Source organism: Mesorhizobium sp. M0563, assembly GCF_040321065.1.
Lineage (GTDB): Bacteria > Pseudomonadota > Alphaproteobacteria > Rhizobiales > Rhizobiaceae > Mesorhizobium.
Window position 1 is genome coordinate 1 of record NZ_JAMYQV010000012.1, and the last position, 24,388, is coordinate 24,388.

Genomic DNA, 24,388 nt, shown 5'->3' on the forward strand with positions numbered 1-24,388 from the left:
AGTTCCCATCAGCCATCGCATCAAGAAATGCGCCTGGAACGACGACTATCTCATCAATGCCATCACTCATATGCGATAGCCCTGCCCCTCGAGGGGGGAGATCGCAGCTTCCGCGTTTTCCGTAACAACCGAGCGCAAATCGTGTTCCTTCCGCACGGTTGACATTCTTCCCTCAGCCGCCATGCTGCATTGCAACATGGCTATCGAGAAGTTCGGCATGACGGAAACATCGCGCATCGAGTGCCTGGACGGGCTTCGGGCGCTCGCCGCGATCTGGGTGCTTATCGGGCACTGCCTGCTGTTGACCGGCTGGCAGGTTCCTATCCTCGGCGAACCGGACCTCGGCGTCGATCTGTTCATCATGCTGTCCGGCTTCCTGATGGTGTTCCATTACCAGCTGCGCCAGGACAAGGAGCCCTGGCAAAGGCCGGAAACCTGGCTGAAATTCTGGACCCGCCGCTACTTCAGGATAGCGCCGCTGTTCTACATCATGCTGTTCGCTGCCCTGGCGCTTGGCCCCTATCTCTACCAGTCGAGGATGGTCATCGACGAGTTCCTGCTGAGGTCGCCGCAGGCGCCCGAGCGTTATCTCGACAGCGGCCTGAAGAATATTGGCGCCCATCTGCTGTTCCTGTTCGGCCTGGTGCCGAATTTCGCCTATCGCACGCCGCTGCCGGACTGGAGCCTCGGGCTGGAGATGCAGTTCTATGCGGTGTTTCCGGCGATCATGCTGCTGGTGCGCAGGCTTGACTGGGTATGGAGCGCCATTCTGGTCGCGGCCACCGGCAGCGCGATCGTGTTGTTGATGGGGCAATTGTCGGTGCATTTTCCGATGCCGTCGTTCCTGCCGCTGAAGATGCAGATTTTCCTGTGCGGGATGCTGCTGGCGGGCGTCGTCCATCAAAGGCAAAAGCGGCCCTTCGCATATCTGGCGTTGGCCATGGCTCTGGCCGCGCTGCCCTTCGGCGGCGGCTATGGGCTTGGCAAGCTTTTGATGCGGGAAGCGCTCGTATTGGGTTTCTTTGCCCTGGTTCTCTACCGGATGCTGCCGGGAATGATGGGCATCGTGGCCAGAAAGATCGCCATGACGCTCGCCAACAGGTTCTTTCATCTGATGGGTGAGCTTTCCTTCAGCATCTATTTGATCCATCTGCTGGTTCTCCAGCCGGTCGCGGCCCTGGTCATCACCCAGTTCGGCCACGAATTGTCGGCGCCGCTGCGCTTTGCGGTCGTCACTGTCGTCGTTCTGCCGGTGGTGTGCCTGCTGTCCTGGATCACCTACACGCTGATCGAAGTGCCCGGCCAGAAGATGGGACGTTTCGTGGTGCAGCGTTTTGGGCGGAGCCCGGCGCTCGAGGGCAGCGCATGATCAGCTGAAACTGCCGATCTCCCCCCTCGTGGGGGAGATGCCCGGCAGGGCAGAGGGGGGGCGCGAAGGATCGCCGCCCTTTGAGAATGCCTGGATGAGAATTACCTGCCGGCGGTAAGCCCGGACGCGCTGTTGCATTGAGAAGTCGGCGGGACAGCGCCCCCCTCTGTCCTGCCCTCTTTGCGACCACTTGGCATCTCCCCCACAAGGGGGGAGATCGGCAGCTTCGGCGTCCCGCCGCTTCTTTTCAATCAATTCCATCAAGCGAGGCTGACCATGAGCGATTCCCGTGCTCGCGATATTCTGTCGCGACAGGCAGAACTGGAGAGCGAACGCAGCCAGTACGAGCATGTCTGGGAGGCGGTGTCCGAATTCTGCGACCCCGATGCGCCCGATATGTGGAGCGGCCGCCGCCAGGCCGGCACGGATTCGCAGGCCGAACGGCAGGAGCGGCGCGGTGCGCGCGTCTACGCCAACACCATCAACTCGGCCGCCAACCGGCTGGCCGCCGGGCTGGAAAGCCTGATCATCCCGCAGTCAGAGAAATGGCATGGGCTGTCGACCGCGGCAATCAACGACGAGGAAACCGACGAGGAAAAGGAATGGGCGGAAGCGCTGCGCGATTTCCTGTTTTCGCTGCGCTACTCCGCCAATTCGAACTTCGTGCCGGCAACACAGGCATGCCTGCGCAATGTCGTGCGCTACGGCCCAGCCTATCTCTACGCCGAGGAGGGTTTTGGCGGCACGCTGATCCGCTATGCCTCGATCCCCGTGGTCGAGGGCTATCTCTCGCGCAACCGCTGGGGCCAGGTCGATATTTTCCACCGCCGCTACGAGCGCACGGCGCGGCAGGCGGCGCAACTGCTCGGCTATGAAAAGCTGCCGGTGCGGATCAAGGTTCTGGTCGACGACCCCTCGAAATGCGAGACGAAGATCTCGCTGATCCAGTGCATCCAGCCGCGCGACGAGCGCAAGATGTACAGTCTGAGCGGCACCTATCAGTATCTCGATACGGCGTTCGCTTCCTATCACGTCATCGAGGACGAGGAGGTGATCGTCAGGGAAAGCGGTTTTCGCTCGTTCCCGGTATCGTGCTGGCGCCGCTACGAGGGCGATCCCTACGGCATCTCGCCGACCATCGAGGCGCTGACGACGGTGCGCGAGGAGAACGCCGTGCGGCGCTCCGGCCTGCGCGCCCTGCAGCAGATCACCGATCCGGCGACCGCGTCCAAGGCGCGGCTCGACTATGTGCCGGTGCTCAATCCCGGCGAGAATTATCCGGGCCTGATCGACGATGCCGGCCGGCCGCTGATCGCGCCCATCGCCACCGGCCAGAACCCGACCTATGCGTTCAATTATGCCGACAGCCGGGCCGAGGAGATCCGCGACATGATGTTCGTCAACCTGTTCCAGACGCTGGTGCAGAACCCGCAGATGACGGCGACCGAGGCCTTGATCCGGCAGGAGGAGAAGGGCGCGCTGCTCGGGCCGAGCGGCTCGATCATCCAGGCCGGCTTTGCCAGCAATCTCGACCGCGAGCTGGGTATTCTGGAAGACAAGGGACTTTACGAGGAAGACAGCCGCTTCCTGCCGCCGGCGAGCCTCGCCGGCAAGGCGCTGCGGCCGACCTTCACCGGCCCGCTCGACGTGCTGCGCCGCTCGGCCGAAGCCCGCGACACCATCCAGGTGGTGACGACGGCCATGCAGATGGCGCAATTCGATCCCGGCATCATGGACAACATCGACGGCGATGAAGCACTGAAGATCGTGCAGGGCGCGGGCCGCAGCCCGCAGCGCATCTTTCGCCGCCAGGACGAGGTGGCCGGTATCCGCGATGCCAGAGCCAAAGCGCAGCAGGAACAGGCCGGCATGGCGGCGGTCGCCGCCGCCGGCAAGGTCGCCAGGGATGCGGTGCCGGCGGCCGTACAGGCGCGCGATAGCGGCCTGCTGGATGGACTCGGCGAGCTGATGCCGCAGGGTGTGCAAGATGCTTCGGGCGGGCAGGGCGTATGAGTGGCAAACGCTTCGCCCATTCCAGCCAGGCCGGCGGCCCGGCCAAGGCGCAAGATGCGCTGGCCAAGGCCTATCTCAGGGTGTTCTCAGGCCAGGACGGCGAGATGGTGCTGGCCGACCTCACGGCTGCGACCGGCTATTACCGCCGCCCGTCCTATGGCGAGTGGCTGGCCAAGACAAAAACGCCGAACGGCTTCGAGCTGCACAGTGCGCTGAGCAATGCGCGGGCCGAAGTGGTGCAGCACATTATGGGGTTTTTGACGCTGGACGAAGCGCAGCTGGCGGCGCTGGCAAAGGCGGCGAGGCTGGAGGGGAGGTAGGGTGGTGGAGGACCTGTGGCTAAGTCTTGCTCAAATCTACGGTGAGTCGCAACGGGCTGGTTTTGACGCCTGGCGGCCAACACCTCTGGACCGATTTCGAAAGTTGTCGGGCCGCTTCCGCCGCTGCTTCCGAATGAGGTTCGTAGGATACAACCGTAACCGACTTGATCTTGCCGGCCTTGTCCAGTGTCACCTCGAAAGTGGCTTTGACACGATTGTCGACAGCGGCCACCGGCAAGACCAGGCATTCGTCAATCCGCTCAACACTGACAGCCTGTCTGGCGTGTGCGGAAACCGAACAAACAGCCAGCAGTGAGGTCATCAAAATCGCATCGTCGCCCCCTTTGGATAGCAGACGATAGCGCCGACGTTTAATCAGCGGAAGGACCAAATCATCGGGGAAAAAGGATGCGCCGAGGCTGAAGCTGCGCCCATCTCCCCGTTCTACGGGGAGATGATGCCGGCAGGCAGGTGAGGGGCGGAGCCGGCATGTCAGAAGTTTGCGCTGCCCCTCATCCCCCTGCCGGGACCTTCTCCCCGCAGAACGGGGAGAAGGGGGCACGCTCAATAATCGCCGTTATAATAGCGGTCGTCACAGGGGGCGGTGTAGATGCGGCCGCTGTTGCGATCCTGATAACGGCAAAGCTGTTCGCCGCGCGGCTGCGGCGTGGTGGCGTTGCCGACGACGGCGCCCAGCAAGGCGCCGGCTCCGGCACCGATGACCGTGCTCTTGGTGTTGCCGCCGATCGCCTGGCCGGCAAGCGCACCGGCGCCGGCGCCGAGCAGCGCACCGGTGCTGGTTCTCTGCTGTGCTTCGGTCTGGGCGCAGCCTGCCAATGCGGCGGTTACGAGCATGGCGGCAATGGCTCTGGAAATGGTCATCGTCTGGTACTCCCTTGAAGTCTATGAACTAATACACGGGCCGATTTTGCCAAGTGCGGTGGCATTTGCGGCGGAACATAGGCACTGAGCCTCACGAAATAAGACATGGTTGTTTTAGTCTGACAGCTCGGTTTCGGAAAGAAATGTAACCGAACAAGACCACAGAGCTTCATCTCAAATCGACCTTCGAGGGGCTACGCTGCCTCGATCTGCATCACCTTTTTTGCCGCAGCGGTCAGAAATCCGGATCGGCTGTAGCCGTGGCGCTCTGCATATCGATCGATCTGATCGAGGATATCTTCCGGAATGGTGACATTGACGCGCACGACTTTCGCCGCTTCGGCTTTCAAGGGAACCAGGATGGCGACACCGCTCAGATTGTCCTTGTCCGACATCACTTCCTCCAGGGACGACGGCTCGGGAATTGCTTCGCCATCCTCGACCAGCCCCTCGACATGAAAGGCCAGTGCTTCCTCGGCCATGGCGCGGGCATCATCCAGATTGACGCCTGCTGTCACCAGGCCCGGAAAATCGGGGAAGGAGACGCCGAAGTCGCTGTCCGCTTGCTTGTGGATCAGTCCGATGTAGTTCCGCATTTCTCTACCTCAGCTTCAAGCCGGATTGTTTTTCAATGCTCTTCAGAGTGCCGATCGGGATGTCGCGCTTGGGATGCGGAACTGTCACGCGGCCCGGCTTGGCTTTGTGCTTGAACTGGGCGTGACTTCCTTTTCGAGCCACTTCGTACCAGCCATCCGCCAGCAGCCTATGAATGACATCGGCGCTCTTCATGTTGTGTATAGATACACACAGAAGGCCTAAATGTCCATGAGATTTGCGGCAGATTACGTGCCGCGGTCCAGTTGAACCTTCCTCAAATCCCCAAAAAATGGAGATACCAGATGACCCGAGGTCTTCCCCGGACGCTTTCGCGTGCCGCCGCCAGAGAAGCCGGCCTTGCCCCGCCCAAGGCGGGGCTTACCGCCAGGACGACCGGGCAGGGCGGCGCCTACCGCACCGTCTTCTCCTTCAATGCCATGCCGGTGCCGGTCACCGATGCACTGGCCTATGCCAGTCAGAAGCTGTTCGATTTCATCGATGGCAAGATCCGTATCAAGGGCGGCACGGCAAGATTGCAGTTCGCGGTGCTGACTACCCGCGCGTCGACCATCAACGACAATGCCGCGCTAACCTGGTCGCTCGGCTCGACGGCAGCATTGAGCGCTGTGCTTGCCGGCACCATGGTCAATGTGCTGGGCGCGACCGGCCGTACGCTGGATGGCGCGGGTGCCGCGCTGTCGAGCGCATCGATTGCCGATGTTGCCGCAGCCGCTACGCTCGACGGCACCGTGACGCCGGTCGACCTCTATCTCAACCTGGCGTTTGCCACCGGCACGGATATCGACGCTGACGGCACGGTTGCCGTCACCGGCACTATCACGCTGCTCTGGGAGAACTGGGGCGACAATATCTAGGTTCCCTCCAGATATGGGTGATTGGCGAAAGCGGAAGTGACGGCCAATCTCCCCCCGCGTGGGGGAGATGCCCGGCAGGGCAGAGGGGGGGCGCTGTCCCGCCGGCTTATCCAGCTGATTCGTGCTTGCAATCTTTCCCGGGGCGTTGGTGACGAAGTGCACCGGATCCTCGCGTTCCTTCGCGCCCCCCTCTGTCCTGCCGGACATCTCCCCCACGAGGGGGAGATTGGCAGCTTCGCCGCTGGCTCTCTCTAAACCTCAACATAAGGAATCTTTTCATGACAGATATGGCAGACGCCGGGTCCGTGGTGGCGGCGCCACCGGCGGGCAACCTTGCACGGCCACCGGCCAACGGGGACAACGGGTCCGCCCCGCCTGCGGCCAAAAGCTGGTTTGACGGTCTTTCCGAAGGCAACCGCAAGCTTGCTGAAACCAAGGGCTGGACCAAGCCTGAAAGCCTCGATCGGGTTTTCACCTCTTATGCGGAGCTGGAGCGGCAGCAGGGTGAGAGCCTGCGCGTTCCGGCAGCCGATGCAGCCGCGGAAGACTGGGACAGGTTCCATGCCCGACTGCCCGAGGCGATGCGTCCGCTGACCTCGCCGGACAAGGTCGAGTACAGGCGCCCCGACGGGCTCCCCGAAAACTTCGCCTATTCGGACGAGCTCGCCAATGCGTCCAAGGCCTGGGCAGTCGAGGCAGGTGCTACCCCGAAGGTCGCGCAGGCCTATCACGACCGCTTCGTCGGCTACATGGCCGAGCAGGCCAAGGCACAGCAAATGGCCGTTGCCCGCTCGGTCGAGACGACCCACGACGACCTTGTGCGGGATTGGGGACCGACCGGCAGCGATGGCTTTCGCCAGAAGCTCGAGGTCGCCAACAGGGCGATGAAGAAGCTCGGCCTGGTCAATGCCTATAAGGCGAAGGGCATCCTTCTGCCGGATGGCGCCTTGACCGACCCGCAGATCGCCAAGGCGTTCCACGCCATCGGCGAGGCGATGTTCCGCGAAGACACGATCGACGGCGGCGCGGCCTTGAGTGGAGGCAATCCCTTCAAGCGCAATGCTGCCGGCGAGCGCAACCTGACCGGCATCTCGGCGCTGGTCAAAAGCGACCCCGCCCGTGCCCGGCGGCTGGCACGCCAGGCCGGCGAAAACCCCGATCTATGGATGCCCAACAACCCTCTCTGAAATTGGACCATGATCTTTTCCGAAAACCGGTTTCCACTTTTCTGGATCATGGTCCGCCAATCCCCACAAACCTGAAGGAAGACAAAAATGGCAGACGCCTATACCCGCATCGCGGACGCGATCGTTCCGTCCGTCTATGCGCAATACTCGTTCGAGGAGCACGTCCAGTCGCTGGAGATCTACCAAGCCGGAATCCTGTTTTCCGACCCGGCCATCGCCTCGAAGCTCAGCCTGGGCGGGCGTTCCGTCGACATGCCCGGCTGGAAGGATCTCGGCAACGATCCCTCGGAGCCGGTCAATGACGACCCGGCCGACTCGATCGAGATGAAGAAGATCGGTGCGCGCCGCGAAGTCGCGGCCCGCAATGTGCGTGCGCAGGCCTGGGGCATCCCGGACCTGACTTCGATCCTTGCCGGCGACGATCCGCAGAAGCTCATCGTGCGTCGCCAGACCGACTACTGGCAGCGCGCCAACAAGCTGACGCTGCTCGGCATCCTGAAAGGCGTGCTGGCCGACAACATCGCCAATGACGGCAGCGATCTGGTGCGCGTTACCGGTGCTTCCATCGTCGACACCGACATCATCGAGGCAGCCTATCTGATGGGCGACCGCGCCGACAAGTTCAAGACGATCTGGATGCATTCGAAACAGATGAAGGCGCTGAAGCTCGCCGACCTCATCGACTATGTGCCGTCGTCCGAGCAGGGCGGGCCGCTGATCCCCTACTACATGGGGCTCAGGGCCGTCGTCGATGACGATATTCCGGTCGCCGGCGGCGTCTACACCGCCTTCATGTTCAAGGACAAGGCGATCCTGTGGAACGAGCTGCCGGTCAACACCGAAGGCGGCCCGCTCGAGTTCGACCGCAAGCCGCGGCAGGGCCATGGCGGCGGCGTCACCGAAATGGTCGGCCGCCGGCATTTCGTGCCGCATGTGCCGGGCACCCGCTTCCTCGACGCGTCCTCGGCCGGCGAATTCGCCACCGATGCCGAGCTGGCACTGGCGGCAAACTGGGACCGCACGGCGTCGAGCGTCAAGCACATGACGTTCATCGCGCTGAAGACGATGGAGGCCTGATCCGGCCGGAAGGGGCGGGCATCAGACGTCCCGCCCCTTCTGGACACCAGGTCGGCCGGTGTGGCGAATCCCAAGTTCACCCGCTGCGCCGCGCCGGAGTGATGCGAATTTTGCGGTTCGCCACAACGTTCATGTTGCTCGTTTGGCCAATCGACGGCACCAAACAGTTACAAGAAAGGGCGATGCTGCCTTGTCTGAGCAAGGGAGGTAACTATGAACGTGAAGTACAAAACAGTTCAGGAAGTGCTCCGAAAAGCGGGCATTGTCATGAGCAAGAAGGGGGAAGTTCATCGCATAAACTTCTTCAGCGGTCTGGAGGACACCGCCTACTACACACCAAGTCTTCAAGATGCCCTGGACAAGGGCTTGGCTATGGCGGGAGGTATCGGAAGGGTGAAAGCAAGCGTCTTTGCCAAGTCAGCCGAAACAGGGATCTCGACCAGCGCACGCATCGGCTGACTCAATCCAGGCAAGACATCGCCGCATTGTGCGGCGGTGTCGTGAAACCGCAATAACCGAAGCATTGCCGTCTTCCTTGCTCGAATGGAAAAAAGACGGATCACGCAGCACGTGCCACCCATTCCCTGACGGGCGGCTGGCATCGTGACGGCTCCCTGCACGAGACGTGCAACGTTCTGCCCAAGCCACAATCACAAGAAATCCCCAGCCGCCTTGAAGCGGCTTTTTGCCGTGGAGGCACCATGCCCCGTTTTCCCCGACCAACCACACAGACAGAGGCCTGAGCCATGGCCATCACCCCGCTCGACATCGCCAACATGGCGCTCGCCGTGCTCGACGAGGCGCCGATCGACAGCCTCGACCAGGACGCCAAGGCGGCGCGTCTGCTCAATCTGCACTTCGACCTGACCCGCGAGGCCGAATTGACCAAGCACGCCTATGTCTTCGCTATCCTGGCGGCCTCGGTCGCCGGCTTCGACACCGGCAGCGGCGCTGGCACGCTGAACTTTGCCTATGAACTTCCCGCCGACTGCCTGCGGCCCTTGCCGCTGACCCATAATGGCGAGCCGGACGGCGTGCCGCTCTCATGGCGGCAGGAGGCCGGGTTGGTCTATTCCGATCAGGCCGGGCCGCGCATCATCCGCTATATCGCCAACCTGACCGACCCCAACGACTGGGACGCGCTGTTCACCGAGGTGCTGATTGCGGCGCTCACCATCAAGATCGCGCATCCCTTGACCCACAAGTCCGGCATGATCGACGTCGCTCGCAGCGCCTATGACAGGGCGCTGGATGCCGCCTACTCGGCCAATGCCATCCAGCGCGGCGGCAGATTTTCCAATATGTCCTGGGCTTTCCAACGCGGCGACAACAGGTTCGCCGGCCGATGACCACGCTCTATCCGGTCCAGGACGCATTCATCCGCGGCGAGATTTCTCCCCGCTTGCACGCTCGCGCCTCGCTCGAGCTCTACCGGGCGGCGCTGTCCAAATGCACGAACTTCGTCACGCTGCCGCATGGCGGCATCAGAAAGCGCGGCGGCACGTATTTTTGCGGGGAGGTGAAGGACTCGTCAAAGGCGACACGGCTGATCCCGTTCATCTTCTCGGCCGATCAGGCCTATGCGCTCGAATTCGGCGATCTTTACATCCGCGTCTACGCCTATGGCGCCCGCGTCGGTACGGTCGAGGTGGCGGCCCCTTATCTCGAGGCCGATCTCTTCGACCTGCAATTCGTGCAGTCGGCAGACCAGATGTGGATCACCCACAAGGATTATCCGGTCAAGGTGCTGACGCGCACCGCGCACACGACTTGGACGCTCGCCGATTTCGTCTTCCTCGACGGCCCATACGACAAGATCAACACCACCGCCATGACGTTGACGCCGGCCGCAACCGGCAACGCCATGCCGGTCATGACCTCGAATACGCTGCCAAGCGGCACGGTCAGCAACAGCAACGGCTCATCCGACGTGTGGCAGGTGTTCGACGGCGACAAGCAGGAGGGGGTGGACATAGCGGGATTTCCGAGCGGGTATCTGCGCTACCAGTTCGGCGGCGGCGAGGCCAAGACAGTCGACGCCTACTGGATTACCGCGACGAATGATCACTCAGACACTGTCTCGCCGACCCAGTGGCAATTCCAGGCCTCGCACAACGGCACCGACTGGACGACGCTCGACAGCCGGGACGGAGAGACCGGCTGGTCCAAATCGGAAACCCGCTTCTTCGACGGCTTCAACAACACGGTTGCCTACGAATTTTATCAGCTGCTGTTTTCGGGCGGCGACAGCGACGGAACCGCTATCGCCGAACTGGCCCTGCACGAATACGCGCCGTCGCAAACGCCGTTTGATCTCTCGGCCTCCTCGGCCGTCGGTATCAATGACGGCACTGGTTTCCAGACGAGCGATGTCGGCCGCGCCATTCGTCTGCTTGGCGCGGATGGCTTCTGGCGCTGGGCCAAGGTCACTGCCCGCACCAGCATGACGGTGGTCACGGTCCAGTTGTATGGACATGCTCTGCCCGATCTCAGCCCGATCATCCGCTGGCGTCTCGGCACGTTCGTGCCCGGCAAGTACGTGCAGAGCGGTTCGCTTTACGAGGAGCGCCTGGCGTTCAGCCGAAAATTCTCGGTCTATGCCTCGCAAACCGGCGATTTCGACAACTTCGCCACCGGCGAGAAAGACACCGACGCGCTGGAATTCGTGCAGGCCGGCGGCGGTCAGGCCAATGACATCACGTGGGTGGCGGAATCGGACGGTGCGCTGATCATCGGAACGCTTGGCGGGGTGAGGGCGCTGTCCGGCTCTGGCATCGACGAGGCGCTGACACCGTCCTCGTTCAAGAACCGCCGGTCGCGGACCTTCGGCTGTGCCCCGATGCGTCCTGTCGATGCGGGGCAGTCGTTCCTCTATGTCACCCGCTCCCGCAAATCGATCGCCGAGCTGACACAAAACGCCACCGGCCGCTTCACCTCCGACGACGTCGGTCAAATATCGGAGCACATTCCGAAGAAAGGCGTCGTCGAACTCGCCTTTCAGACCGACCCCGACCCGCTGCTCTGGTTCCCGCTCGGGAATGGCGAACTCGGCGGCTACACGCACCAGCCGTCGCAAGACGTGCGCGGCATGCATATCCACCAGATCGCCGGAAGCTTCGCAGGATCCAACTGGGCCGTTGTCGAAAGCGCCGTGGTGACGCCCGGCCAGGACGGCAATGACGACCTGTGGCTGATCGTCAAGCGCACGATCGGCGGCGTGACCAGGCGCTATATCGAAATAAAGACCGTGCCGTTCGAATATGCGGCAATCGAGGACGCTTTCGAGGTCGACTGCGGGCTGACCTATTCGGGTGCTGCCGTCAATGTCGTCTCCGGCCTCGATCATCTCGAAGGCCAGGCGGTCGACGTGCTGGCCGGCGGCAAGGTCTACAAAGGGCTCACGGTCGCTTCCGGCCAGGTGATGCTGCCCGGCGGCGCCACCGCCGCCAAATGGCAGGTCGGGCTCGGCTACCAGTCCGAGGCCAACACGCTGGAGCTGGACGTCGGCGGCCGCGACGGCTCGATCGTCGGCCGGCGCAAGAAGGTCGCCAAGCTCATTCTTTCGCTGCTGGAAACCGACATCGCCGGGCTTCAGGTCCAGTCGTTTATCCGCGGCCGATGGGAGCAGGTTCGCATCCCGTCCGTGGTTGCTCCGGGTGCCATGGCGAAATTGTTCACCGGCAATGTCGAGGTGCCGATCGACGACAGCTGGGAAGGGCAGGGGCGGGTGAAGATCCGCCACGTCAATCCGACGCCCTGCACGATCAGGGCGATGACACCGGTGTTCGACGCCGAGCCTTAGACGCATTGCAGGTTGGCGAAACTCTTGACGACGGCCGATCTCCCCCCTCGTGGGGGAGATGTCCGGCAGGACAGAGAGGGGCGCTGTCCCGCCGACCAATCGTAATTACGTCCTTATCCATTCTGGCCTGACCGCAGTTAGCTAAAGCCGCCGCGATCCTTCGCGCCCCCCTCTGCCCTGCCGCGCATCTCCCCCACAAGGGGGGAGATTGGCAGCTGCGATGTCCTCCCTCAAGAAGGAACCACCCGTGACCCAACTCCCCCATGCCGAAGACCTCGGCAGGGCGCGGACGGCTGCCGATTTTGCCGCCGTCATCGCCTTGCTCGACACCGACCTCAACAATGCGATCGCCCGCAAGGGCGAGCTGGAAACGGAAAAGTTTCACGCGATCTTCGGCGCCGGCAATTTGACGGCGGCGCGTGCCGCATTGGACGACTGCACCGCTGAAATTGCGCTGATCGAGAAAACTATCGAGGACGCGGACGAGCGCCGCGTTGGCGCCCCCCTGGACGAACCCCCCGCCGAACCCTGCGCTGACACGCCGCCGCACGGCGACGAGGTCAGGACAAACGCCGAGGCGCTCGGCGAGCGCTGGCGCACGGTCCACTGGCTGATCGAGCAACTGCGCCAGGAGCTGTTCGCGGCCGATGCCTTGAGCCGCGCCGTCACCGCCGCCAACGGCGTGTCCGACGGCGCCGCCGGGGTCAAAGTCAACCTGACCACCATCCGGCGCACAGCCATGGCCGGCCCGCGGGCCACAGCACCCACGCGGCTCAGCCGCCCGGCGATCCAGGCCGACCGGCTGCTTTTGTCCTTCCTCAGTCCCGGCGGCGTGCTCGACCGGCGCCCTTCGATCGGCGCGCCCGTCGACGGCATCAAAAGCAAATTCATTCCCGCCGGCGAACGAGGCTGACCATGTGCACACTAGCTCTTATCGGCACGGCGCTTTCGGTCGGCGGCGCGCTGGCGGAAGGCCAGCAGTCCAGGCAGATGGCCGACTACCAGGCCAAAGCCTATGAACAGCAGGCGCGGGCCGACGCTCAAAGCTCGGCCTTCGAGCAGGGCCAGGAGCGCCATAAGCAGGACCTGCTGCAGGCGCAGGCGCGTGCCCAGGCCGGCGCTTCGGGCGTCGCCATGGCGGGATCGCCGACCGAGGTGCTGGCCGCCAATGCCAGGCAGGGCCAGCTCGACCTCAAGGCGATCCAGTACGGCTCGCAGCTGCGCCAGAACGGTCTCGGCACGCAGGCGGCGATCGCGCGCTTTTCCGGCAGGCAGGCGGTGGGCGCCTCGATCTTCAAGGCAGGCGGCAACCTCGTATCGGGCATTGCCGGCCTCTACGACCCGGCCAAGGCGGTGACGTTCGGCAGAAGCGCCTTCCCGCCGGCGCCGGGCGGAGGCCTCTACTGATGGCCACCATCCCGCTCCAGCTTGCCCAGCGCCGGCTCGATACTGACACTGTGGCCTCCTATCCCAACGGCTCGCCGGTGGGCGCCGCCATGCAAGGCTTTGGCGACGAGCTCTCGGCGGTGGCCGAACGCTTCCGGCAGCAGAAGCAGCAGCAGGATGCGTTCGACGCCGACATTATCGGCCGCGAGCTGAACGCACGCATCGCGCACGCCGAGGCCGTGGCGGTGCAGCCCGCGCCGGCCGACGGCGGCGGCCTGCACGACTTCATGTATGGCCAGCTCGATCCGCGCAGCGACGGCGTCGTCAAGCCCGGCCTGTTCGACCAGATCTTCGACGACACGGCGGCGAAAGTGCCGGAGGGCGAACGCGCCAATTTCCTCGCGCAAAAGCAGGCGTTGCGGCTGGCCGGCTCGGCGCGCATGGCCGCGCAGCAGCACGCGCGCCGCCAGAACTACGAGCAGGCCGAGTGGACCAAGGTCGAGCACGGCTACACAAGCGCCATCGCGCAGGGCGACCCGGACGACAGCGACACATTCGAGGCGATCAGGCGGAGCGGGCTCGAACTGATCGGCAAGATGGGCAGCCCGGTGGCCCGGCAAGCGGCCGAGGCCGCCTGGCGCAGCAACGCGGCAAAGGCGCTCGTCCAGGCGATGATCGCCCAGGATCCGAAGCGCGCTGCCGAGATGCTGGGGGCGGTGTTGGCCGCAACGGACGGCAAGACCAAGGACGATACCGTCGAGGCTGTGAGTGGGCCTCCGGCGGATGGAACTGCCGCACCGGCTTCGCTCCGTGACCGGGTAGGCAAGCTTACGCCGGACGAAAGGTCGGCGCAGGCCTTTGGGGACGACATTGCCCCCGAAGAGCGGCCAGGGTTGGTCCAGCAGGCCCGAGCCGCCGACGCGATGCGGCAAGTCGAAAAACGCACAAACATTATCCTGGCCGAGCAGAATGCGCCGGCCGACATCAGGGACAGTGGAACCTATTCCGGCCCGATCCCAACGCCGGAACAATTCGTCGCTCTCTATGGCGCTACCGAAGGCGCCGGGCGCTTCGAGGCGTTCAACAGGACCGTTGAGGTTAATCGCCAATTCCACGGCATGCGCGACCTGTCGAATAACGCCGTGCGGGCCATGGTCAAGGACGCCGACCCCACCGCAGATAGTTCAACGCCGGAAGTGGACAAGGCACGCCATGACGCTATCGCCGCCGCCGCGGACCTGACGTTCAAGGCCAGGCAGGCCGATCCGGGCGGCTATGTCCGCGAGGCATTCGCGAACCTTGATGCGGCCTGGAGCAACCTGTCGAAGCCGGGAGACTATCGGGCGGCGATCATTGGCTCCATCGCCGCCCAGCAACAGTTGGGTTTTGAGACCGCCCAGCCGCTACCCAACTCTGTCGCTGAGGACATTGTCGGCAGACTCAAGGCCCAGCCGCAACACCAGACCGCAGAGCTGCGCAATGTGTTCGCCGCGCTACCGAATCAAGCCGCGCGCGAAGCGGTGCTGAGCCACCTGTTTCAGACCAGCGCGTCCCAAACGGACAACAGCATCGCGGACAGGTCGGTCCGGGCAGCTGTAGTCGACCCGATGATGCTGCTCGATTTAGCCAACACTGTCGAGCCAGGACGATCGGTATCAAACGCGGAACTCACCAACTACTTACCGACGAATCAAGAGTGGCTCGGGAGATTGATAGCCGGCGACAGTGAGCGGGGGAGCCTATGGCGTCTTCTCGCGCAAAAACTCGTGGGCTCCGATGGGCTTGGCGAAGACAGCATCTCGGTGGCCGACTTCACGCCGTTGGGGACGTCATTTGCACTGGAGAAGGCTGGAAATGCAGCGCTGGAAGGCAACTACGACCAAACACTGCTCAATGCCGCGGGCGCAATTCCTGGCGATAGGTTGGCGGTGGTGGCCCTGGAACGCGCCGCGGCGAAGATTGCCAAGCCCTGGGTAGAGAAACTCTCAATATTTTCGAGGCGGCCGACTGACCTAGTCGAAGGCGGCGAGGCACTTGTTCGTGGGGTCGATGCCGAAACCCTTAGGCACCAGCAAGCGCTTGCGCGCTCGGTCTCGCCACCAATCCCACGCCGGAAGACGCGAGCCGGTGAAATGTCCGATAGTGCCTTTGATACCGCGTTACTAGGTGCGATGCTTGCTAGGGATACGTCCAAAGTTAAACATGCCGGGGCGAAGGTTGGGTGGGCTCCATCCAAGGACTATCGAAAAACCTTTTTCGACGCGAATCCTAGTCTCAACAAAAGCGACTATATAGGGCTTTTTGCAGAGCAAGAGCTGCATTCAATCGAGAATCTTCGTGGAATCCGGAACGAGTTCGACATAAATTTGCACCAGAAGGTCATTCGGAACGAGTGGGAATATTTCTATAAGAAAAACCCTCATGCTACTCGCCAGAAGGTCCTTGACTATGTTACTGAAATCGACAAGAAGTATGGACATTTGTTCTATCTACCAATAGGTGACTGATGAGATACTTTGACATTCTGCCCGATGTGGCCGGCGGATTGGGCGACGGCACTGTCATGGATACCAGTGTCCACCCTCCTATCGTGAGCAAGCTTGTGTACCAGATGGAGGGATGGATCGGTGATGTTCTTATAACAAGCTTTCCATGTTTCCTCGTGACGGAAGAGGCCGCGCACGCATTGTCAGAAATCGGCTTCACCGGAGCGGCATTCGCCCCTGTTGAAGTCATAACGTCCGAAGATTTTCGCGAACAGCAGCCCGAGGTAGAGCTTCCATCTTTCGTGTGGCTGAAGGTGAGCGGGAAGGCGGGTCACGATGACTTCGGCATCGCCAAGAACCTTGACCTCGTCTTATCAGAGCGAGTCTTCGATGTGTTTGATGAACGAGGTCTCCCTTCAGCTACCATCAAGCCGTTCGACATTTGGCATGAGCAGCGTTGAGCTTTGCGAGCCCATTCCGGTAGAGCCGTGCAGCGCACTCGCGACAAGCCTGTGCAGCGCTGAATATGGATGTGTCTCACGAGAAAGCGCTGGCCGACCGAGGGCACGCATCGTGCGAGAGCAGATCATATTAAACACCATAGCGATGCAGGAGACTATGCTCGCTGGGCAAGAAGAAGATGGCTCAAGCAAGAAATGAAAGGGAACACAAGTGGTCGAGCGAAATTATAGCGACGTCAAACCCGACTTGACTAGCGTCACCCGCTTGCCGTCGGCTGACAAAAGCACAGGCGATGAAGAGCTTGATGCTGCACGTCTGGAAGCCCGAAAATATCTTGAGTTTTATGACTGGTTTCAGACATCAAGGGAGAATATCTTGGGTATGGGCCGACGGCATAATATATATTTTCCTTTTCGAGATTGTACCTGGCAGGCCGGAAGTGGATCCGTGGGTATGGGTGATCGTAGGCGATGTGCCTCCGACATACCTGACTTGTGAGGACGCCAAGACTCCATACGAGGCGCTGGATGGATATATCGGCGCCATGGAAGAGTGGGTCGAAGCTGCGCGACGGGGGGACCCGGTGGCGGATCTAATCCCGGTCGATGTGCCGGCTAGCCCAGCCAACGCCGAAATGTGGGTAGCCGTCTCAAGTTCCTTGATGAGAATGTGCTTCCGTTACGACTCTTTTGCGACCATGGCAAGGATCGCTTTTCTGCTTACCTTGGCCGCTGTCCTCCTGCTCGCGCTTTCGCCGGTGCGGTTCCTGCAGGAGCTGGACATGGGCTTCACCTTCCACCATGACAAGCTCAACCACGCCGCGGCGTTCGCTGCGCTGGCGGCGCTCGGAAGCCTCGGCTAGCCGGAACACAAGACGAGGCTGGTCGTGCTCCTCGCCATTACCGGCGCGGCGATCGAGCTGCTTCAGGGCGCGCAGCTGATCGCGCGCGACATGGATATCCTCGACTGGGTCGCCGACTGCGCCGGCATGGCCTGCGGGCTGGCGGCGATCGGCGGCACAAGAAGGCTCATTGGCGGATCGCTATAGCCCTGGACCGCGTTGCTCGCTGTCCGCAAAATTGTCCGTGAATACACCGGCCGCGCCGGATAACGCGGTGTCCGGCCGCGCAGCTTAGATTTCCCACCGCCAGCACCGAACCCCCTTCCAGCCTCGCTCATGCGGGGCTTTTTTTATGGAGCAAGCCCTCATGTCCCGACCTGCAACTGCCGCCGTTCGTCTCCTGACCGGCGAACGCGAGCCCGTGCGCCTCGCAACCACGGCCGACATCCTCCTGCATGGCCTGCAGGCCATCGACGGCGTGCCGGCCGAAATCGGCGACCGCGTGCTGGTCAAGGACCAGGCCGACCCGACGCAGAACGGCATCTACACGGCGAGCGCAGGCGAATGGTTCCGTGCCGCCGACGCCCGCACGACGCGCACCCTGCAGAAGGGCACGACCGTTCACACCCAGATCGGGTCGGTCAATGCCGACCGCGTGTTCGAATTCACGGCCGACGAGCCGGCCGTCGGCGCCGATGCCATCACCATCGCCGCATCCGTTCCGCCCGACATCGCCGACGTGGTCGAAGAGGTCGAAGCGCTGCGCGATGAAACCCAGGCCCTGAAGGATGCTGCCGCAGCCAGCGCCGGCCAGGCATCCGCCAGTGCCGCCGCTTCCGCCGCGAATGCCGGCCAAACCACAGCCGACCGGGCTGCCACCAATTCCGATGCCGTCGCCGCCGCGGCGGCCGTCGTCAGCGCCCAGGCCGCACGCGACGCTTCGCTCTACGGCAAAGGCATTTTCCCGACGACTGCGGCGGCAATCGGCTTCGGCGTCGCCGGCAACGGTGCGATCACGGCAGGCTCGGGCGGCGCCAATGGCACGTTCGACCTGGCGTTTGCCGGCGGCACCGGTTCGGGCGCGGCCGGCCGCTTCGTGGTGGCGGGCGGGGCGCTGACGCAGATACTGATCACGGCGCCGGGCTCCTACACGGTGGCGCCGACGTTCAGCTTCGGGGCGTCGGCGGGGCTGGCCGGCGCCGCGGCGGTGGCGGTAATGGGCAGGAATGTCGATGTCGGCGAGTATTTCTGGACGGAGGTCAGCGCCGGCTTGCTTGGCCTATTCCGAGTCGACGCCGGGCCGGTTGCAACCGACATAGGAGTTCGTTCATCGACGGCCAGCATTGTGACGAACGTCGATGCGCTGTCGCGCATAGAAGGGCTTGCGGTCACTACGATCAAGCTGACCGAGGGCACTGGTTCCGTCGCGCCGACCTGTTTCCGAACCTATACATTCTCGACTGGCGTCGTAGTCGAGCATGTCGTGACCGCCAGGGCATCCGAGCGCCGGCTGCTGCAGCTGCTTTCCAACGGGCCAGCTGTCTATACCGCCAATTTCGATCTGTCGGACGGTACCTGCACCGGTACCGGCCCGGCACTCACCAGCTTCTCTATGATCGCGCTGGGCGGTGGCGAGTACGAATGCAGAGCGGTAGTCACGCCGACTGCGAACGGCGCTGCCAACGTCCAGACGCGGTTTTCGCCGGCCGGCGTGTTCCCCTTCACCGGCGATGGCGCCTCCGGCGTTTACGTGCGGAACATCGTCCTGCGGCTTCCGTCAACGACCACCAATCTGTTTCCGAGCAGCGACCCGACGAACGCCGTCTTCACCAAGACCAACTGCACAGCCGCAGCCGCGACCGTCCCGGAAGTCAGGGTGGTGCCGCAGTTGCAGGCGCTGGTCGACGTCATCGATGTGCTGGTCAATGGCCGGCTAACGGCCGACAAGATCATCGAGCAATCCGGTTCGGGCAGCCCGTCTGTATATCAGGCCATCGCATGGGTGATCGGTCAGACCTTCGTTTGGGATGTGTATGCCCAAAAGGCCGAGAGGACACGCCTTAACCTGTTTTCCAACGGGGCCTGCGCCTTCGACTGCACCTTCGATCTTGCAGGTGGCACCGCTTCCGGCAGCGGCGCGGCATTCGGCACCGTTTCGACGCAGGCGATCGGCGCCAACTGGTATCGTTGCCGGGTGACCGGCACTGCGAACGGCACCGGCATCGCCAATGTCCAGCATCGCGTGTTCCCGGCCGCCGGTGGCCATCCTTACGTCGGCGACGGCGTGTCGGGCCTCGGTCTCCAAAGCTCTAGCCTGAGCATCAACGGGGGCGCGAACATCCTCAATTCGCCGCGCGATTTTTCGTCCGCAGCCTGGATCAAGGCTGCTGGAATGCCGCCGGTTGCCGCCAACACCATCCGCTATGTCGGCGCGCTCGATCCGAGCGCGATTGACGCGGATGCCGACGACGGTCGGGCAGCGCTTGTCGGCAAGAAATGGACGCTGCTCGGTTCGAGCATCACAGCCCAGGCGTTCTATAGGGGACCGCTGGCCGTGAAGACCGGCATGGTTCCGACAAATCTTGCCTATAGCGGTGGGTCCCTGGGAATTGCCACCAATGGGCACTATGGGTCGCAAAAGATCTACGACCAGATTGCCCTTATTCCGGTAGATGCCGAGATCATCACTTTAGAGCCGGGTCCGAATAATTTCGGAGCGGCCGACGTAGTTCTAGGCGACCTGGGGGATCAAACCCTTGCTTCCGGCTTCACCGGGGCCATGGTTGATGCCTTCAAGGCCATGCGCCTCCGAGCCCCTATTGCCAAGATCATATGCCTCGGTACTTACAGCGGTGGTCCTGGCCACGCTACTCATAGGCTTTTCAGGACAAACAGTCAGGGGAACACTCTCGACCAGTTCATGCGGAGGGAACGCGAGGTCTGTGAAATGATGGGGATGGGCTTCATCGACGTCGGCGGCGGCAGTGGTATCGGGTACCTGACCTCGACACTCTACATGTCGGACGAATTGCACCTCAACAGCGTCGGCGGGGAGAGATACGCCAGCTTCGTTGCCGATAAGCTGCGCGCGCTATCGCGGGTTGGATTCTTTGGCACTTGATCTAGTTGGAAATTTCGCTCGCTTGTGGCAGATACCGGTGGATGCGTATCTTCTCGACCGTCCTCGCTTTTCGCCGTCTCTTCTGGTCATGGATCGCCACCGGCGCTGCCAGGGAGAATGCGATCCTCGGACCCCGGACGCGGTTCGGTGCAGGGGCGGAAATCTTCAACATCCACGGCGACCGAGCGAGGGTTTCGATCGGTGCCGACAGCCATTTGGATGGACATTTGCAAATCTTCGCCCATGCAGGCCGCATCGAGATCGGCGATTGGTTCTACCTTGGACCCGGCTCAACGGTTTGGTCGTCTGATCCGGTGGGGATCAAGATCGGCAAGCGGGTGCACGTTTCATGGGGGGTCGCGATCCACGATACCAACTCGCATCCCATGGACCCTCGGAAGCGGTTTGCGCAAATGCAGGCCATCTTCAAGGAAGGTCACCCGCGCGTCGACCCCGGCATCCGATCGTCGCCAATTGTGATTGGAGATGACGTCTGGATCGGCAATAGCGCCATGATCATGAAGGGTGTCACCATCGGCGATCGGGCTATTATCTCGGCCGGGTCAATTGTTCGATACGACGTTCCGGCCGATGCATTGGTGCGGCCAGCAGACCTAGTGAAGTGATGCCTGTCGCTGCCGCTCATCAACGAGGGTCGTGCCGTCGTATCGCACTGCATGTCGAGCCGGTCGTCCAGTCTACATTTCTCGTCTCGATCTCAGGGCGCTTCGATAAAAGGCATATGCTTGATGCGCTCCCATTGGTCTTTAGCCGTAGTTCTAGACCAGCGGTTACGCAGGACGTTCTCTCGATAGGCCTGGGCAGGCTCTAATTCCGGTATGTCCGAAGCGTCAGGTAAGAAGAACGCGTTCGCGCCGGCGGCCGAGACGGCAACGAGCTTGTAGTCGTGCGTCTTGCATAGCTTGGTCAGGGCGGTGATCGATGCACCGTGATACCAGCCGCTGTCATGCTTGGCCGTGCGGTCGAACGCGAGATCATAGGGCACGGTGATTGGGTTGAGACCGAAACTGGCATTGTACTCCGCGACAATGACAGCCGGACGCACTGGCAGCAGGGCTTGCAGAAACCAGTAGTCGTTGCCGTCGACGTCGACGGAAAGCACTCCAAGCTGTGGAAAATGCGTGGCGAGGTTTTTGATGTTGTCAAGATCGATGAAGCTCTGGCGCACTTCGATCCGCTTTGGAAGCAGCGAGCGGGCCAACCGCACGGTCGTTGCGTCGCCGTCGACGAGCAGACCCCTGAAGTCGCTAAGCCCAATGCAGTTGTATTCCGTGGGATGAAAACCAAACTCCAAGAATGTTTTCGGGCTTTGACCAACGATCCGCGACAGGATCACGCTCTCGTCGGATTGTGGAGACCCACCAAGGTGAGCTTTTGCGAGGTGAAAACAATAGCGGAGCGGGGTTGCGCGAAGAAAGGCATGCACGCGCGACTGGACATTCATCGCTAGATGACTCCTCGATCGCCCGCCCGCAGCAAATTATTTGCAACAAACAGCGACGGTTTGCAACCTTGCGCAACGACCGCGACCGCCTGCCAGACGCTTCGTTCGAACCGCCGAAAAGAAGAACTGCGCTCGAGAGCGGCGCGAGTCGCATCTGCAAAGGCATTTGACCGGAAAAGGCGCTCCGGCTGAGGTTGATGGCCGAGGCGCCGAGACTACCAGAGCGTTTCACTAACCTGCAAAGCTGTCGGCTCAGGAACGCCTTGCGATCGGAACATTGGCGCTAAATTGGGTGAGCTGCTGTCGTGCAATGCCTTGTCAGCAGTTGCGCTTGTTGAGGGTGGGATTCTGCGGTTTGTCGCTTCAAGCCGGTTCCACCTATAAAGCTTTCGCGACGCAACCATAGTCCTACGGCGACCCTTGCTCAGTTCCTCTGGCGAACCTGTTGGGATAAAGGTCGGTCCTTGGCCTTCTGATGGCAGCAAGGGCGCCTGTGGTTCCGCATCTGAGATGGGCGCTTTTACGATATCTGGCGCAGCGCGGCGCGCTTTGCTGCCATAGTCGATCTTCTTCGACTGCTTCTTGGCCCACTGTTCGACAAAATACCAGAGCAACAAAGCCGCGCCGAAACACGCGGCAAGCGCAATAGCCGATGCCAGCCATGGGGAGCCGGGGAACACCCGCTCGGATAGTTTTACGAACCTCATGCCGATAGGGACGTGCACGAGGTAAAGCGAATACGAGATCATCCCGACCCTGCTGAACAGGGACGACGCCGGCACCCAAGAGATTGCAATCGCAGTCGAGGCTAGAAGACAGGTGATTGCCCGCTCCGGTCCAAGCGTCCACCATACCACGGCGCAAAGGGCAGCGATCCCGACGCAGAACGTGTTGAGGTCAACCCGCTTCGTCTAGAACATGAAGGTCAGAATGCCGGTGCCGAACACGCTCAAATGGGGCGGCAGGAATTCGACATATCCGGTGCTCACGATAGAGAGCGCGGCAAACCCGCCAAGCATTGCCAAGCCTGCAGTCCTGCTGCTGACCAGGATCGGAAAGAGCAGTCCTATCACCACGTAATATTGAAACTCGATAGCCAGCGTCCAGAACGGTCCGCTAAGCCAAGGCTGACCCACGAAGGCGTTCACATAGCCGATATGCAAAAGCACGTTGGTGACGGTGTAGGGAGGATGCGAGGTGTTGAGTTGCGGGATGTGAGCCAGCGCCACGCCGCTGATCAGGATGAAGGCGATCGTCACGAAGTAGGGCGGTTCGAGGCGGACCACGCGCCGGGCAATGAAGCGGAAATAGCCGCTGATCTTGTGCCCAGCGAGGTCCATCGACAGCGGAACGATAAAGCCTGAAATCACGAAGGACAGCGGCACGCCCATGCGGCCATAGCTCCACACGTCATCGACGCCGTTTCCAATCCCGGCAGTACCGACGACATGGAAGACACACCATGAGAGCCGTGATGCCTCGAAGGGCATCTAGTGTCTGGTTGCGCATTCTTCCCCGCTGTGAGTTCGTCGCTAAGCCGCAAGGTGTGCCATCCGGCAACTGAATGCGCAACGTCAATTGCTATTCTGGCGCGGCTTCGCAGGGAGAAACGCCCTAATCTGTTCCGCCCATAAAGTATATGCGGCTCCCGTAATATGCGTGCCATCGACTGAATATTTCGGCAGCAAGACGCCATTCGGCGCAAGGGTCGCATTGAGGTCCAGATAGTCGCAGACCGAGCCGGAACATAGGGCTTGCAGCTTGCGGTTCAGCTCAGCGGTGGCTTCATTTATTTTGGGATATCGGTCGCTTCGGAACAGTGTAGATTGAACCACTACCGCTTTGGAGCCAGCGCTTTGATGATCCTGTTGTAGCGCCCGAAGGTCCCATTCGCGTCTAGCCTGATCGTGAAGTCATTCGTGCCGATCATCACGAAGGCAATATCGGCATCGACGCGGGAAAGTTCATCGGTTCGAGCCAGAAGGCCGGCCGTGTTGTCGCTGTAGACGCCGCGGTTGATGATCCGGTAATCAGGAAAGATCGCGTCCCAATCGCCCATTTCCGTGATCGAGTCGCCGATCATCACAGCGTCACCAGAACTCCGGCGGGCCGCAAAGATGCTGTTGCGGGCCGCCTGATACGTGGTTGCCGGAACGCTTACCGCTTCAGGCCAGATGGAAGCCTTTAGCGGCATGTAGCCCAATGACCGAACGCCGAGCCGGCGAGGAACCCGGCAACAAGGATGGAAGTCTTTCGCATCCTTAGCCCCTACGTGAAATCCCGAAACATCAGGGTGGCTCAAGCAGGCCCCCTACCGGCTAGAGCCCTAACTGCTCGGGCCGACCAGTCCTTGAGCCCTCTGGAACCTCTCATGATCGCCGAAAGCTTTAGATGCCCAAGGGCAGTAATTCAATATAGCCTTCCACAACATTGGAGGGTGACCACGGGCACTGCGTCCCAGGAGGACCTGCGAAGCGCGCATCACCGATCGCATATCCCGCGCGT

Annotated in this window: 25 protein-coding genes; 17 read left to right on the forward strand and 8 right to left on the reverse strand. The window is 61.9% G+C overall.

Annotated elements, in window-relative coordinates; genetic code table 11:
* Positions 1-217 precede the first annotated feature (217 nt).
* The 3 genes from NKI50_RS16505 to NKI50_RS16515 all read left to right on the forward strand — a co-directional run bounded on the left by NKI50_RS16505 (position 218) and on the right by NKI50_RS16515 (position 3,702).
* The gene (locus NKI50_RS16505; RefSeq protein ID WP_352516075.1) at positions 218-1,369 is read left to right on the forward strand and encodes an acyltransferase family protein; all 1,152 of its coding nucleotides are present in this window, start codon (positions 218-220) and stop codon (positions 1,367-1,369) included.
* Positions 1,370-1,645: 276 nt separating this feature from the next.
* Positions 1,646-3,382 (forward strand): portal protein, encoded by a 1,737-nt coding sequence (locus NKI50_RS16510; protein WP_352717126.1) that lies wholly within the window; start codon positions 1,646-1,648, stop codon positions 3,380-3,382.
* Positions 3,379-3,702, forward strand: coding sequence for a Bbp19 family protein (locus NKI50_RS16515; protein ID WP_352589711.1), 324 nt, complete (start codon positions 3,379-3,381; stop codon positions 3,700-3,702). The genes NKI50_RS16510 and NKI50_RS16515 overlap by 4 nt, the downstream gene beginning before the upstream one ends.
* Positions 3,703-3,721: 19 nt before the next feature.
* On the opposite strand, the gene NKI50_RS16520 is transcribed toward NKI50_RS16515, so the two are convergent.
* The 4 genes from NKI50_RS16520 to NKI50_RS16535 all read right to left on the reverse strand — a co-directional run bounded on the left by NKI50_RS16520 (position 3,722) and on the right by NKI50_RS16535 (position 5,373).
* Positions 3,722-4,024 carry a hypothetical protein gene (locus NKI50_RS16520; protein WP_352589714.1) on the reverse strand — a complete coding sequence of 101 codons (303 nt, stop codon included), beginning with the start codon at positions 4,022-4,024 and terminating at the stop codon, positions 3,722-3,724.
* A gap of 242 nt (positions 4,025-4,266) precedes the next feature.
* On the reverse strand, positions 4,267-4,584 hold the full coding sequence (locus tag NKI50_RS16525) for a YMGG-like glycine zipper-containing protein (protein WP_023718151.1): 318 nt from the start codon (positions 4,582-4,584) through the stop codon (positions 4,267-4,269).
* Between the two features lie 194 nt (positions 4,585-4,778).
* Positions 4,779-5,180: a type II toxin-antitoxin system HicB family antitoxin gene (locus tag NKI50_RS16530; RefSeq protein ID WP_023718152.1), complete on the reverse strand. Its 402-nt coding sequence runs from the start codon at positions 5,178-5,180 to the stop codon at positions 4,779-4,781.
* 4 nt (positions 5,181-5,184) lie between these two features.
* Positions 5,185-5,373, reverse strand: coding sequence for a type II toxin-antitoxin system HicA family toxin (locus tag NKI50_RS16535; protein ID WP_352496017.1), 189 nt, complete (start codon positions 5,371-5,373; stop codon positions 5,185-5,187).
* Positions 5,374-5,483: 110 nt separating this feature from the next.
* Between NKI50_RS16535 and NKI50_RS16540 the strand changes: the two genes are divergently transcribed.
* From NKI50_RS16540 to NKI50_RS16605, 14 genes are all read left to right on the forward strand, one after another.
* Positions 5,484-6,056, forward strand: coding sequence for a hypothetical protein (locus NKI50_RS16540; RefSeq protein ID WP_352642938.1), 573 nt, complete (start codon positions 5,484-5,486; stop codon positions 6,054-6,056).
* Positions 6,057-6,334: 278 nt separating this feature from the next.
* Positions 6,335-7,243, forward strand: coding sequence for a hypothetical protein (locus NKI50_RS16545; protein WP_352642940.1), 909 nt, complete (start codon positions 6,335-6,337; stop codon positions 7,241-7,243).
* An 87-nt stretch (positions 7,244-7,330) separates the two neighbouring features.
* Positions 7,331-8,320 (forward strand): Coat protein, encoded by a 990-nt coding sequence (locus tag NKI50_RS16550; RefSeq protein ID WP_352496020.1) that lies wholly within the window; start codon positions 7,331-7,333, stop codon positions 8,318-8,320.
* Positions 8,321-8,533: 213 nt separating this feature from the next.
* Entirely contained in the window at positions 8,534-8,779 is a 246-nt protein-coding gene (locus tag NKI50_RS16555) for a hypothetical protein (protein ID WP_023718157.1), read from the forward strand.
* Between the two features lie 287 nt (positions 8,780-9,066).
* Positions 9,067-9,669, forward strand: a complete 603-nt coding sequence (locus tag NKI50_RS16560) for a phage connector family protein (RefSeq protein ID WP_352642942.1) — start codon at positions 9,067-9,069, stop codon at positions 9,667-9,669.
* Positions 9,666-12,122, forward strand: coding sequence for a phage tail protein (locus tag NKI50_RS16565; protein WP_352642944.1), 2,457 nt, complete (start codon positions 9,666-9,668; stop codon positions 12,120-12,122). Before NKI50_RS16560 ends, NKI50_RS16565 begins: the two co-directional genes overlap by 4 nt.
* Before the next feature lie 247 nt (positions 12,123-12,369).
* Positions 12,370-13,035 (forward strand): hypothetical protein, encoded by a 666-nt coding sequence (locus tag NKI50_RS16570; protein ID WP_031195435.1) that lies wholly within the window; start codon positions 12,370-12,372, stop codon positions 13,033-13,035.
* Between the two features lie 2 nt (positions 13,036-13,037).
* Entirely contained in the window at positions 13,038-13,529 is a 492-nt protein-coding gene (locus NKI50_RS16575) for a hypothetical protein (RefSeq protein ID WP_023723058.1), read from the forward strand.
* The gene (locus NKI50_RS16580; RefSeq protein ID WP_352717130.1) at positions 13,529-16,015 is read left to right on the forward strand and encodes a hypothetical protein; all 2,487 of its coding nucleotides are present in this window, start codon (positions 13,529-13,531) and stop codon (positions 16,013-16,015) included. Before NKI50_RS16575 ends, NKI50_RS16580 begins: the two co-directional genes overlap by 1 nt.
* On the forward strand, positions 16,015-16,455 hold the full coding sequence (locus NKI50_RS16585; protein WP_023723056.1) for a hypothetical protein: 441 nt from the start codon (positions 16,015-16,017) through the stop codon (positions 16,453-16,455). The genes NKI50_RS16580 and NKI50_RS16585 overlap by 1 nt, the downstream gene beginning before the upstream one ends.
* A 302-nt stretch (positions 16,456-16,757) precedes the next feature.
* Positions 16,758-17,318 (forward strand): hypothetical protein, encoded by a 561-nt coding sequence (locus NKI50_RS16590; RefSeq protein WP_245278793.1) that lies wholly within the window; start codon positions 16,758-16,760, stop codon positions 17,316-17,318.
* Between the two features lie 24 nt (positions 17,319-17,342).
* The gene (locus NKI50_RS16595) at positions 17,343-17,504 is read left to right on the forward strand and encodes a hypothetical protein (protein ID WP_023723054.1); all 162 of its coding nucleotides are present in this window, start codon (positions 17,343-17,345) and stop codon (positions 17,502-17,504) included.
* 160 nt (positions 17,505-17,664) lie between these two features.
* On the forward strand, positions 17,665-20,418 hold the full coding sequence (locus NKI50_RS16600) for a phage head spike fiber domain-containing protein (protein ID WP_352546978.1): 2,754 nt from the start codon (positions 17,665-17,667) through the stop codon (positions 20,416-20,418).
* A 41-nt stretch (positions 20,419-20,459) separates the two neighbouring features.
* The gene (locus NKI50_RS16605) at positions 20,460-21,044 is read left to right on the forward strand and encodes an acyltransferase (RefSeq protein ID WP_023723049.1); all 585 of its coding nucleotides are present in this window, start codon (positions 20,460-20,462) and stop codon (positions 21,042-21,044) included.
* A 92-nt stretch (positions 21,045-21,136) separates the two neighbouring features.
* On the opposite strand, the gene NKI50_RS16610 is transcribed toward NKI50_RS16605, so the two are convergent.
* The 4 genes from NKI50_RS16610 to NKI50_RS16625 form a co-directional block, all read right to left on the reverse strand.
* Positions 21,137-21,883, reverse strand: a complete 747-nt coding sequence (locus tag NKI50_RS16610; RefSeq protein ID WP_352496029.1) for a hypothetical protein — start codon at positions 21,881-21,883, stop codon at positions 21,137-21,139.
* Between the two features lie 215 nt (positions 21,884-22,098).
* Entirely contained in the window at positions 22,099-22,632 is a 534-nt protein-coding gene (locus NKI50_RS16615) for an acyltransferase family protein (protein WP_352717134.1), read from the reverse strand.
* A 162-nt stretch (positions 22,633-22,794) separates the two neighbouring features.
* The gene (locus NKI50_RS16620) at positions 22,795-23,373 is read right to left on the reverse strand and encodes an acyltransferase family protein (protein WP_023723045.1); all 579 of its coding nucleotides are present in this window, start codon (positions 23,371-23,373) and stop codon (positions 22,795-22,797) included.
* Between the two features lie 344 nt (positions 23,374-23,717).
* Complete coding sequence (locus NKI50_RS16625) at positions 23,718-24,077, reverse strand: GDSL-type esterase/lipase family protein (RefSeq protein ID WP_348633270.1); 360 nt, start codon at positions 24,075-24,077, stop codon at positions 23,718-23,720.
* Between the last annotated feature and the right edge of the window lie 311 nt (positions 24,078-24,388).